The following is a 12,443-nucleotide window of genomic DNA, read 5'->3' as shown; positions in this document are numbered from 1 at the left end:
GTGGATACCTGCTGCGGCAGGTCAAAAATATAAGACCACCATCAAAGAGGATAAAGATGAAGCGCTTCCAACTCACGGCTCTGGCTGCCGCCAGCTTCGCCGTTGCCGCGCCGGCAATGGCGCAGACCTCGACGACCAACGTGACGCTCTACGGCGTGATCGATGCGGGCGTCGCTTACGTCAACAACGTTGCCAGCGGCCTGAACGCCAAAGGGGCACACAACTTTCAGGCCGTGAGCGGCATCGGACAGGGCAACCGCTGGGGCCTGAAGGGTTCGGAAGACCTGGGCGGCGGTCTGAAGGCGGTTTTCGTGCTGGAAAACGGGTTTAACCTGATGAACGGCACGCTGCTGCAAAACAGCCGCATGTTCGGTCGTCAGGCATACGTGGGCCTGCAAAGCGCACAAGCGGGCAGCGTCACGATCGGCCGTCAGTACGACTCCGTGGTGGACTTCGTGAGCCCGCTCACGTCGGCCAAGCAATGGGCGACGCAATACGGCGCCCACATCGGTGACATCGACAACCTGTACAACTCGTTCCGCATCAGCAACTCGGTCAAGTACACGAGCGCGAACTATGGCGGCTTCTCGTTCGGCGCACTGTATGGCTTCAGCAACGAGCCGAATACGGGTAACGGCACGGGCTTCTCGCATAACAACGCCTTCAGCGTCGGCGCGTCGTACGCCAACGGCCCGCTGAGCGCAGCGGCCGGCTACATGCACCTGGCGAGCCCGGGCACGGCAAACGGCAACGGCGCCGTGTCGAACGATTACGCCAGCGCCACCGACATCTTCTATACGGGCACTGTCGACAAGCACGACATTGCCGCGGCAGGTATCGCGTACCAGATTCAGGCGGCCACGATCGGCTTCGTGTACAGCTACGCCAAGATCAACTACGCCAACCAGTCGTCGATTCGCGTGAACACGTTCGAACTGAACGGCAAGTACCAGATTTCCCCGAATCTGCTGGGTGGCCTGGCGTTCGTCTACAGCGATGGCAGCGTGAGCGGCGCCACGGCACTGTCGGGCATCACCAAGGGCACCAAGCCGCGCTGGTTCCAGATCAACGCCGGTACGACGTACGCCTTCAGCAAGCGCACTGAAACGTACCTGAACGGCGTGTATCAACGCGCTACGGGCGACGCGGTCGTGGCAGCGATCGACAACGTCGGTGGCCCGACGGGCACCGGTGCGCAGTCGCAGATCGCCGTGATCGCAGGCGTGCGTCACAAGTTCTAAGTCGGGAACCGGCCGGAATCGGGCGATTCCGGCCGGGATGACAGGGGGAAATGCCGGGCTTTTCTCCGCTGAAACGGACTCCGCGACAGGCTGGCGGGGCTCGTTGCGTATGGTGGGCGGCCAAAACGTGTGCATTTGACGCTCTTTGTGTGTATAATCACGACCTTGTCCAAAATATGGGCATTGCGGGAAGCGGGATTCACTGACGAACGATGAATCTGCCGCTTCGCCATCAATCAACCGTTCAGCCAGTCTGGAAGGCGCGATGCGAGGGCCGTTAGGCGAGCCGGGTGTCGAAAGCCAATCGGGAGATCGCAGAGGAGGTGAGTCGCGGTCCCGCCGGACGTGGTGTAGTGCAGTCCGCAGCAAGTCCGTTCGTCGCGCCTGGCAGGAGAATGCTCCGGCAGGGCGGGGAGTGGTGTCTTTGCGCGGTAAATCAAATTTGTGGCTCCCGTGGGGGCCGAAACACTATTCGAGATATTGCATGACCAAGATCGTTATCAAAGACGGTGAACCCGTTGAAGTCGCACTGCGTCGTTTCCGTCGCGCCATTGATGGCACGGGTCTGATCAAGGAAGTCAAGGCACGTGCGGCTTACGAAAAGCCGACGGCTGAGCGCAAGCGCAAGAAGGCCGCTGCTGTGGCCCGTCTGCGTAAGCGTCTGCGCAGCCAGACCCTGAAGAAGAAGATGTACTAAGCACGTCGTTGCGCCGCACCGGCGCAATGTAGTGCAGAGTCAAAAAACCCGCCGAACGGCGGGTTTTTTTGTGGACGGTCATGGCGAAGCGATTTGCTACACTCGTGGCCGTTGCCGTTCGCAAGACGCATCGCTCCCAACATTCCCACAAGATCTCCATGAAAACGTTGACCTTTGCTGCGCTCGACGCACTGACCGGGCAGGCCACACAATCGCCGCGCGCCCGCATGAACCAGAATCTGCATGAGTCGCTCGACGATTCGATCCAGCGACTGGCCATTGCCATGGAGCCGGCAACGTATATTCGTCCGCACCTGCACCATCACACGTGGGAATTGCTCACGGCCCTGCGCGGGCGGTTTGTCGTGCTCACGTTCGACGCGGCCGGTGTCGTCATCGACCGTAAAGTGCTGGGTGAGGACACGAGCGTGATCGAAAGCCCGATCGGCACGCACCACACCGTGCTGTCGCTGGACCCGGGGGCGGTGATTTTCGAAGTGAAGCACGGACCGTATCGCCCGTTCGTCGAGGCCGATTATGCGAGCTGGTCGGCGCCAGCCGACACCCCCGAAGCGGAAGCATTCATGGTGTGGGTCAAGACCGCACAAGTCGGCGATCGCTGGACTGCCTGATCCCCGAGGCCACAGCGCGACCATCGGCAATCGCCGCCAGGTCGCAAACTGACGTGCGGTGTCGTGCACCGAGGTCATAGGTGCTGGTCGGCGATGTGATGATTTGGCGGCGGTGGATTATCGTCCCGCGTCATTCCCGACGCCGGCGCATGTTAGTGCATGTCAGTGCACGTGGCGAACATCCCCGGACGTTAGCGGGTCCAGCCTTGGAATTCAGTGGCCATTGCCAGCAATGCCGTTGCTGCGGCGTTCACGACGCCGGGCCAGTCTTCGCTCGACGGGGATAACCTGAAGGCGCCAATGTCGGCGAGCGTGGGTGAGTTCTCCCGGCGACACGGAAACGGGGTGGCTTGCCAGTCGTCGTCGTGAGATGTCGTCAGCCGTGTGGCGCTCAGTCGCCACACGGGCACCCCCAGACCGCTTGCCATATGTGCGTGAGCGGCATCCAGCGCAATCACGAGATCCAGGTTGTCGATGAGCGAGGCTTCGTCGGCCAGATCGTCACAGTCCGCCCGCCAGTCGATCCAGTCGACCGTTTCCGGCGGCGCGGCGTCACGCGCGAAAACTCCCGGCCGCCCCAGCGGCACCCACGATACCCCGGGCACGCCCAGTAGCGGCGCGAGCGGCGGTGTTGTCCGGGGCATGCCATCGAGCGTATCCAGCCCTGCCAGTCCGACGCACAACCCGTGTTGCGCGGCGGCGGCGAGCCGATCGCGCCAGTGGCGCGCCGCGGTCGTGGCGACGCGCAAAAACGGGCGTCCGGCATGCGCATGAGTGGCTTGCGGACCCAATGTGCGAGCCAGCGAGCCCAGCGCGCAGCGCAAGTCCCAGTCCGACACGTCGCGCGGCATACGCGAGAGCACGACCACACGATCCCCCATCGACCATTCGACCAGCCGACGCACGCTCGCGGGGCCGACGTAGCCCACCTTGCCGAAGCGGGCGGCGGCGGTCTCCAAATAGCAGAGCTGGCTCACGGGATCGTCGTCGCCACCGTTACCGATGACGAGCAGATGCTGGTGAAGCGTGTCGCCGCCACCGGCCCAGTCCGGCAGTGGGCAGTCGGGATGGGGGCTGAGGGCGGCCCCTACCTGCGCCCACGCGTGCGCGAGGGCATGGGCGGCCACGGCGTCTGGCGTAGTCGTCGGGACAGCGCGCTGCGAAGGCTTCGTCATACGAATCCTGGCGTCGGGTGAAGAGGGAATGGCGGGATCGCAGCGCAAGACGACGGGCGCGGCGAGACAGCACCTACGAAAATCCAAGGTGTACGGGGGCAGACACATGCGGATGATAGAGGAACCGATGGGCCGGGGCGCTCCGATGCCTTTGCCGACGGGGCGGATTCATTTGCCGGGCGGCAAAATATTTGACGTTCGACGCGCGAAGGGCAGGCGTGAGCCGTCGTGGGCGCCCGGTGGGCTGGATGGAGCGAGAGGGCTGGCTTGATGTGCCCGATTCGCCGCCCCGAACCGCGGCGAGTGCCGGGTTCGGGAGGGGGATGGCTATCGAGGATTACTTCTTCTTGCGGGTGCTTTTCTTGGCGGGGGCCGGTGCATCGTCGTCTTGCACGGCGAGTTGGCCGCCGGTGCCGAGGCCGCCGGCCACGGTTTGTTGCTTGTAGTTCTTCACGGCGCGCACGACATTGTTGTACGAGTCGGTGAACGCGGCCACGATGACCTTGCCTTCGGCGGTGTTCGAATAGCCGCCGAGCGAGCCGCCGGCCTGGCTGCCGACGATACGGCCGAGTGCGCCGAAGTCCATGGCGCTGGCGCTGCCTTCTGCGGCGGCGATCTGCACGCTGGAGCGGTTGTCGATGACGGTCAGCAGGGTGCTGGCTTCCTTCGAGTTCATGCTGCCGGCGAGCGCGCCGATGGCCGAGCCGATGCCCCCCGGCAGAAGGCCGGCCAGGCTGGCGCCGGCACCGCCGGCATTGTTGTTCGTGAAGGTGATCGACGGGCTGATCGCGTAGTCGGCGGAAACCATCTTGCCCTTGCCGAAGTTCGACTTGGCGCGCAGTTCGCCCGATTCTTGCAGCGCGCGTTCACCCATGATCGTGTTCATGCCGCGGCCGCGGTCGACCACGACGAAGCAGTTCGATTGCTGGACGAGCAACTTGAGGACAGGCACCGTCGAGCCGAGCTTGTATTGGCCGGTCAGCACGCCGTACCACGGGGCGGACGTGTCTTCGATCACCGCGATGGTACCCAGCGGGCGGTCGCACTTTTCTAGCGACGCATTGGCGTTTTCGGAGTTTGCGCCGCCGGCCGAGCCGGTGGCAGCCGTCTTGGCGCTGCTGCTTCCCTGGTTCATGGTCGAGCAGCCGGCCATGATGCCGGCTGCAAGCAGCAAACCGGAAATTTTTACGAGATGGTGTGCCATTTTCCTAGTTCTTTAGAATGTTGTTCTGGAAATGGCGGCGCTGCCACATCCCGTCGTGCATCGGGTTGTAGCCAGGTCGGTGACGCCGCCGAATGCCAGGAGTCCAAAAAAGCAGGAGTAAAAATCGATATACGGTAGGACTCCTATGCTGAAATGCTCCGTAAGAACATTCCGCGCCGCATGCTAGCACGGGCGTAAATTACGTATCCCCTATCAAATTTAATGGGGATTACGAATGGATTAGGTCGGTGCTTTCGATGGTCTTAGGTAAGGATTAAGGGAAAACCCCGCGTAACGATCGCTACATGGGGTTTTCTTATGTTCAATCGCATCAAAGACGCTCCAGGGCGCTATGTGGCGGGACGCCGACTGAGGGTTGATTTGGCGGATTAAAAATGCTTCGACACTAGCCCCATATCCAGCAATTTCTCGAGCGAGCCGAGCAAGCGTCGCCTGGTCTGCTGGTCATTTTTGTCCATGAGAACAATAGACTGGTCGTCGACGTCGCAATATGCCCTTTCCAGAATTTCCTTCTTGAGTAGTGGTCAATAAACCGTTCGTCATCAAGAATTTCGATTGCTATCCGTTTGCCGATCATGTCATCTCCCTAATGGCGTATTTCGACGATTACTTTATTTATGCTAAGTCGATCGAGCCTTTCATTGACTGTGCGTCGATTTTCATCGTCGAGATTTGCATCCCACTCATCGAGCAGCAGGTATTTCGTGGCGGGAAGATCAAAGGCTTCATGCAGCTGTTTCAATGTCCGTTGCCCGGTGGACATTTCGCTGACTCATTGCTGCCAGCAGAGCCGGCCATGTCGTGACGGAATGAGGAGGGCGTCGTCGGCGAGTTTTCCTTTCAGAACGTTTAATAAAGTTGATTTTCCCGCACCGTTGTCTCCTCGGATGGTGAATCGTCCGTTTTTGGTATTTTTTAGAAATTGGGCTGTCTCGTCATAAGTTGACACTCGAATACCATCTTGGACTGCTGCCGGGATTGTAAGCACTTCTGGCCTATGATTTGAGCATAGGAGGAAGTCCATGAGTGCAGAGCGATTTACACCGGAATTTAAGGAAGAGGCGGTCCGCCAGATCGTCGAACGCGGCCACTCCGTTGCAGAGGTGTCCGCCCGTCTTGGCGTCTCAGCGCACAGTCTTTACAAGTGGGTCAAGGCGCTCACCCCGGACAAAACCGAAAAGCAGGCGAGCGAGCTGGTCGAGGCCAAGAGCGAGATTTTGCGACTTCGGGCGCAACTGCGTCGTACCGAGGAGGAGCGCGACATCTTAAAAAAGGCCGCGCGGTACTTCGCCAGGGAACCCGAGTGAAGTACCGTTTCATCAACGATCATCGACACGAATTCCGTATCGCTGTGATGTGCCGGGTGCTCGAAGTTACGCGCGGCGGTTTCTACCAGTGGCTGAACAAACCAATGTCCGATCGCGCCATCGAAGATCAGCGCCTGCTCGGCCTCATCCGTGATTCTTATGTGGCCAGCGGTGGTGTCTATGGTGCCCGTCGGGTGTTCGGCGATCTTCGCGAAGCCGGTGAGACTTGCGGCCAGCATCGTGTTGAACGAATCATGCAGGCCAACAAGATCCAGGCTATTCGTGGCTACAAGGCTCCGCGCCGTATTGCCGGGCGCCCTTCGATCATCGCTCCGAACCGGCTCAATCGCCGATTCACCGTCGATTGCCCCGATCGAGCGTGGGTCACCGATATCACCTACTTGCGCACTTGGCAGGGCTGGCTTTACCTGGCCGTGGTCATCGACCTGCACTCACGCAAAGTGGTGGGTTGGTCGATGAAGCCCACGCTCGCTCGCGAGCTGGTTCTCGACGCGTTGCTCATGGCGATCTGGCGACGCAAGCCGTCAAAGTCTGGCATCGTACATTCAGATCAGGGCTCGCAAGGCGGATTCAACCGGTCACTGCAACACGCGCTGAAGTACTTGTGCCGGCGTCTGGCTGATACAGACGAAAGTCAGGCGCACAAGCGTCGATTTGCCGGAGCCACTCCCGCCGACGACGGTCACCGTCTGGGCACTGCCCACGCGAAACGATATGTCGTGCAACAGTTGCCGCCCCGGCCGGTAGGTGAAGTCCATTCCCGAAAACTCGATGGCGCCGCCCGTGACGATGAGCGGGCGGGCGTCGCACGCGTCGTTGTCCTCGTCCGGCCGTCTCTTGGCGAAGAGCAGCGCAAAGAAGCGTTCGATGTTGGTGATGGCGTCGTTCGTCTCGCGGAACACAAAACCCCGCGAATTGAGCGGCAGGCTTACCTGAGTGATGTACGCGTTGATGAGCACCAGATCGCCAAGGGTCATGGCGCGGGTCATGACGTGCTGGCCCGCGAGCAACATGACGGCGGCAATGCCAGCGCCGATACAGGCGCCCTGCCCGATGCGCAATGCGGAAAGCGCCGCTTGGTTGGCCACGCCGGCCTTGGCCCAGTCGTCCGCGACGGCGCGCAGCTTTTCCGTCTCGAACGATTCCCGCGCAAAGTACTGGACGGTGTCGGCATTGAGCAGGCTATCGACGAAGCGGCTGCTCTGTGCGGCCTCAAGTGCGTTGAGCTGCTTCTGCATGCGCCTGCGCATGCGTCGGCGCGCGGCGTAGGCCGTCCACGCGGCGTAGGACACGAACGTCGCCGCAATGATCACGAGAAACCCACCGCCGTAGTCGCGCACGACGATCACGAGGATCATCCCGATCTCGACCAGCGTTGGGACGATGGCGAAGAGCGAGACGCCGAGCAGGAAACCGACGGCCGTCGTCCCTTATTCCGTGTCGCGAATGACCGCCCCGGTTTCCCGTTGTGCGTGAAATCGCGCGCACAGATGGTGCAGGTGCGAGAACGTCCTGACGATCAGGTCTGCCATGGTGCGCTGAGTGACTTCGGAAAATGCGACGTCGCGCACCTCGTTGAAGGTATCGGATATGAAGCGCACGACCGCGTAACCGAGGATCGCGAAGACGGGCAGCGTCACAACCGTCGGCGCGCCCAACTCGTCCACGATGCGTTTGCGCAGCACCGGGAACGACACCGGGACGAGTCTCGCGGCAAGCAGCAGCGCCAGCGCGACGCCCACGCACCAGCCATGCGCGCGCACCGCCTGCCAGAGGTAGGCCGCGATCCGCCATTTCACATTGCCGGATGCGGAATTTGTCTTCGATGCCATGACCTTCTGGATCAGCGGGCGTAGCGTTGGACGCGCGGGGCGGGGTAAACCAATGGACTCAATGGCGGCGCAAGAGTCGTACCAAGGCGTTTATGCAAGGCCGTACTGGGCGATTCGGGGACGATGGCAGGAGAAAACTGCAAAGACGTGCAAATTGGCAGCGCGGCGCGCACCGGTCCGGCTTTCGCCGGAATGCGCCTGCACGACGCGCGGCACGGTTGCTTTGTTGCAGGGAGCCCACTTATGATGCCGGATTGAAGGGAATTAAGAGGATTGCAACAATGCGTCGTGAGACAGTTCTCGTGACAGGAGGGGCCGGTTATATCGGCTCTCATACGTGCGTGGCGTTGCTCGACCGTGGCTACGACGTGCTCATCGTGGACAACCTGGTCAACAGCCGAAAGATTGTCGTGGAACGCATTGCCGAGATCTGCGGGCGCGCGCCGGTGTTCATTGAAGGGGACGTGTGCTCGAAGAGTGTGCTGGACCGGGTGTTTACGGACTTCGACGTCACGTGCGTCATCCACTTCGCCGCGCTCAAATCTGTGGGCGAATCGGTCAGCAAGCCCATCGAGTACTACTGCAACAACGTCGGTTCCGTGCTGACGCTGGTGGAGGCCATGCAAAGGCATGGCGTGCGCGATCTGGTGTTCAGTTCTTCGGCCGCGGTGTACGGAAATCCCGAGAAAATGCCGATCGACGAGTCGTGCGCGCTCTCGGCGGCAAGCCCGTATGGGCAAACCAAGCTCATCGCGGAGACCATACTTCGGGATACGGCCAACGCAGATCCCGCGTGGCGCATCGCCATGCTGCGGTACTTCAATCCGGTCGGCGCGCACGAGAGCGGACGGATTGGCGAAGACCCGCTCGGCATACCCAATAACCTGATGCCGGTCGTAACCCGTGTCGCGCTGGGCCACCAGCCGACGTTAAAGGTGTTCGGCAACGACTGGGACACGGTGGACGGTACGGGTGTGCGCGACTATGTCCACGTGATGGACCTTGCCGAAGGGCATGTAAGCGCGCTCGACGCGCTGCGACGCCTGGACCATGGTTTCACGGTGAATCTCGGGACCGGCCGCGGCTATTCCGTCCTCCAGCTCATCCAGGCGTTCGAGGCCAGCTGCGGACAACGCGTGCCGCACGAATTCATGCCCCGGCGTGCAGGCGACGTCGCGTGCTGTTATGCGTCGACGTCGCTCGCACAGGCGCTCCTGGGCTGGAAAGCCAAACACGGCATCGAACGCATGTGCCTCGATCACTGGCGTTGGCAGGTCAACAATCCGTCGGGCTACGCCTAGGTCGTGTTCACACTACACTGATTTAAGGTCATGCTTCGGAGATGGAAATCTCCGAAGCCCAATTCAAACAGATCGAACATTGCCTGCCGCGACAGCGGGGCAACGTGAGCCTGTCGAACCTGCAAGTGCTCAATGCGATCCCCTATGTTGCCGAGCACGGGGAGTAAATGGCGTGGTCTGCCGCCCCGTTTGGGCCGCTGGCACACGATCTACACGCGCATGAACCGCTGGTCTCGCCACGGCGTACTGGACCGAGGATTCACGGCGTTGCAGCGTGATCTGCAATGAGAAAACTGGACCACCTAGGACGTTAGTTTTTCGGCAAACTTTCCCCTTGGAAAAAGGAGGAGTTTGCTATGAAACGTAAGCGCTTTTCAGTCGAGCAGATCGTGGCGGTACTGAAGCAGGCCGAGTTGGGTATGCCGGTGGCCGATCTCATCCGTCACGTCGGTATTTCGGAGCAGACGTTTTATCGCTGGAAGAAGCAATACGCCGGTATGCAGTCAGATCAGGTACGTGAGCTCAAACAGTTGCAAGACGAGAACGCACGGCTCAAGAAGCTAGTGGCCGAGCTAAGCCTGGACAAGGCCATTCTGCAGGATGTTGCTTCAAAAAAGTGGCCCGGCCCGCGCTGAGGAAAGACGTGGTGGATTACGTGATAAGCCACTATGGATTGACAATGAGGCGGGCCTGTCGTTTGGTGAAGCAACCTCGCAGCACGCAGTACTACCAAAGCGTGAAAGATCCTCGCGCCGAGCTTCGTGCCCGCATGCGCGAAATTGCCTATACGCGGGTGCGCTATGGCTATCGGCGCGTGCATGTACTGCTGCGGCGTGAAGGCTGGCAGTTGGGCAGGGATCAAGCATATCGGCTGTATTGCGAAGAGCAATTGCAATTACGATCGAAACTTCCCAAGCGCCGCAAGACGGTCGTCACGCGCGTGCAGAAAATCATGCCGCGCAAACCGAATGATGCCTGGAGTATGGATTTCGTCGCCGATCAACTCGCAGATGGCTCGAAGTTTCGCGCGCTGACAATTGTCGATGTATTCACGAAAGAAGCTCTGGCCATCGAAGTTGGTCAACGGTTGAGGGGAGAACATGTGGTGTCGGCGCTCAATCGTATCGCGGCCAGACGCGGTGCTCCTCGGCATATTTTCGTAGACAACGGCAGTGAGTTTTCCGGGCGATTGCTTGACATGTGGGCATATCACAACAAGTCGAAAATCGATTTCAGTCGCCCAGGAAAGCCCACGGACAATTGCCACATTGAGACATTTAACGGATCATTCCGTGATGAGTGTTTGAACGTAAGCGCGAATTAACCCACACCGCCGAGTGATCAGACCGAAGCGGAAGCGCCATGCGACTTGGCGAAGTTGAACGGCAAGAGATCGCTGATATCGGCATTGGTCGCGCGCTGCGGCAGCTCGGTGAGCACATGTAGCAGATACGCATACGGCTCGACACCGCAGGCACGACACGTCAGCATCAAGCTGTAGACGATCGCGCTGGCCTTGGCTCCGGCGACGGTATCGCTGAACAGCCAGGCCTTGCGTCCCGTGGTAAACGGCCGGATATCCCGCTCGATCACGTTGTTGTCAATCGGCGCGTCACCGTCCTCGACATAGCGTCGCAGATAATCCCATTGGTTCCGCGCATAGCTGATCGCCTTGCCGGTCAGACTTTCCGGCAGAACTTGCGGAGCCTGTTCATCGAGCCAGACGCCGAATGCATCGAGCAACGGCACACTGTGTGCCTGGCGCAATCGGTACGTATAGCCCGTCCGGGTTTCTCCCTCAGGTAGCACGCCACGCGCGAGCGTTTCGACCTGGTACAGCGATTTAAAGAATTCCAGCGCTTGGCGCGCACGACCGTCCGGTTTCTTGTGCGCCTTGTACGCCTCGTCGAACGCCCGGCGCGCATGGGCCATGCAACCGAGCTGCGTCACGCTGCCGAGCGTGCGCCATGCGCTATAACCATCGGTCATCAGCGTGCCGGCATAGCCCTTCAGGAAGGCTTGCGGATACTGCTGGCCTCGCCCAGGCTGATACTCGAACAGCACCACCGGCTCGGCGCAGGTTTCGGCGCTGCGGTAGACCCACATGTAGGACTGGCTCTGCGCGTTCTTGCCCGCCTCCTTGAGCACCTGCACGGTGGTCTCGTCGCCATGGATCAGCGATTGCGAGAGCAGTGTGCCGCGTAAGGTGTCGTACAGCCGGGACAGATGCAGTTCGGCGGGGCGGATGACCCAGTGAGCGAGCGTGCCGCGGCTGATCTCGATGTTCGAGCGGCCCAGTGCCTCGGTCATGCGGTACAGCGGCGTGCCGTCCGCGTACTTGGCTGTCATTACCGTGGCGATCATCGCCGGACTCGCGTTGCTGCCCGGCAGCGGTTGCGCCGGCATGGGCGCAATCACGATGGGCGTCTGCTCGGCGTGCCGCTCGCAATGGCGACATGCATACTTGAAGCGCACATGCTGCAATACCGAAGCCTTGACCTCGATATGCAGTTGCTCGCAGGTCTGTTCGCCCATCCGATGTAGCGCATGTTGGCAGCACGGGCAAACCTTCTGGTCATCCGGCAGATCGTATTCGATGCGCGTGCGCGGCAGGTCGGCCGGCAGAGCCTTGCGGCCTCGTTTGCCAGGGCGGGGTGCGTCGCTGGCCGGTAGCGCGGTATCGGGCAACGCGAATACGCCGTCCGGACCATCCTCGACGGGCTCGGCGACTGCCGCCTGTTCCGCTTCATCGAACACGCGATCCTTGAGCTTCTCGCTGCTGGGGGCAAAGCGCTTGAGCTGTGCGAGGCGGAACAACTCCTCGAGCTGTTCGACGCGTTGGGCCAACTGCTGGTTGCTCGCCTTTAGTTCGCGGTTGTTCGCTTCGAGCTGGCGGATATAGGCCAATACTTCGGGCGGCAGATCGGCGGTAGCGTCTTGGGCTGACATGACGCTCACGATAGCGAAATGCCAGCGCCCATGGGTTTACCGAATTTGTAACAGACGAGGCAT

At 60.7% G+C, this 12,443-nt stretch carries 8 protein-coding genes and 4 pseudogenes; 8 read left to right on the top strand and 4 right to left on the bottom strand.

Annotated elements, in window-relative coordinates:
• The first annotated feature begins 56 nt into the window (after window positions 1-56).
• The 3 genes from AB870_RS14720 (at window position 57) to AB870_RS14710 (ending at window position 2,570) form a co-directional block, all read left to right on the top strand.
• The gene (locus AB870_RS14720) at window positions 57-1,241 is read left to right on the top strand and encodes a porin (RefSeq protein WP_047905290.1); all 1,185 of its coding nucleotides are present in this window, start codon (window positions 57-59) and stop codon (window positions 1,239-1,241) included.
• 484 nt (window positions 1,242-1,725) lie between these two features.
• Window positions 1,726-1,938, top strand: coding sequence for a 30S ribosomal protein S21 (rpsU, locus tag AB870_RS14715; protein WP_010806331.1), 213 nt, complete (start codon window positions 1,726-1,728; stop codon window positions 1,936-1,938).
• A 158-nt stretch (window positions 1,939-2,096) separates the two neighbouring features.
• Complete coding sequence (locus tag AB870_RS14710) at window positions 2,097-2,570, top strand: WbuC family cupin fold metalloprotein (protein ID WP_047908228.1); 474 nt, start codon at window positions 2,097-2,099, stop codon at window positions 2,568-2,570.
• 191 nt (window positions 2,571-2,761) lie between these two features.
• On the opposite strand, the gene AB870_RS14705 is transcribed toward AB870_RS14710, so the two are convergent.
• Window positions 2,762-3,745: a hypothetical protein gene (locus AB870_RS14705; RefSeq protein ID WP_047905289.1), complete on the bottom strand. Its 984-nt coding sequence runs from the start codon at window positions 3,743-3,745 to the stop codon at window positions 2,762-2,764.
• Window positions 3,746-4,082: 337 nt separating this feature from the next.
• Window positions 4,083-4,949: a CsgG/HfaB family protein gene (locus AB870_RS26800; protein WP_047905288.1), complete on the bottom strand. Its 867-nt coding sequence runs from the start codon at window positions 4,947-4,949 to the stop codon at window positions 4,083-4,085.
• 541 nt (window positions 4,950-5,490) lie between these two features.
• Here AB870_RS26800 and AB870_RS26795 point away from each other — a divergent pair.
• Together AB870_RS26795 and AB870_RS25680 are read left to right on the top strand one after the other, a co-directional pair.
• Window positions 5,491-5,775 (top strand): hypothetical protein, encoded by a 285-nt coding sequence (locus tag AB870_RS26795; RefSeq protein WP_047905287.1) that lies wholly within the window; start codon window positions 5,491-5,493, stop codon window positions 5,773-5,775.
• A 217-nt stretch (window positions 5,776-5,992) separates the two neighbouring features.
• A pseudogene (locus AB870_RS25680) lies at window positions 5,993-6,867 on the top strand (IS3 family transposase); the annotation flags it as partial.
• A 34-nt stretch (window positions 6,868-6,901) separates the two neighbouring features.
• Here the strand turns inward: AB870_RS25680 and AB870_RS25675 are convergent.
• Window positions 6,902-8,158 (bottom strand): annotated as a pseudogene (locus AB870_RS25675) (ABC transporter transmembrane domain-containing protein); the annotation flags it as partial.
• 253 nt (window positions 8,159-8,411) lie between these two features.
• Between AB870_RS25675 and galE the strand changes: the two are divergent.
• The 3 genes and pseudogenes from galE to AB870_RS14660 form a co-directional block, all read left to right on the top strand.
• Window positions 8,412-9,431 carry a UDP-glucose 4-epimerase GalE gene (gene galE, locus AB870_RS14675; protein WP_047905285.1) on the top strand — a complete coding sequence of 340 codons (1,020 nt, stop codon included), beginning with the start codon at window positions 8,412-8,414 and terminating at the stop codon, window positions 9,429-9,431.
• Window positions 9,432-9,472: 41 nt separating this feature from the next.
• Window positions 9,473-9,710 (top strand): annotated as a pseudogene (locus tag AB870_RS27135) (transposase); the annotation flags it as partial.
• Window positions 9,711-9,787: 77 nt separating this feature from the next.
• Window positions 9,788-10,743 (top strand): annotated as a pseudogene (locus AB870_RS14660) (IS3 family transposase); the annotation flags it as partial.
• A gap of 29 nt (window positions 10,744-10,772) precedes the next feature.
• Here AB870_RS14660 and tnpC read toward each other — a convergent pair.
• Window positions 10,773-12,380, bottom strand: coding sequence for an IS66 family transposase (gene tnpC / locus AB870_RS14655; protein ID WP_047905284.1), 1,608 nt, complete (start codon window positions 12,378-12,380; stop codon window positions 10,773-10,775).
• Window positions 12,381-12,443: the final 63 nt, after the last annotated feature.

This window comes from Pandoraea faecigallinarum (assembly GCF_001029105.3).
In the GTDB taxonomy this organism is placed as follows: domain Bacteria; phylum Pseudomonadota; class Gammaproteobacteria; order Burkholderiales; family Burkholderiaceae; genus Pandoraea; species Pandoraea faecigallinarum.
The sequence above is the reverse complement of the archived record's forward strand: the minus strand, read 5'-3'. Positions and strand labels throughout refer to the sequence as shown.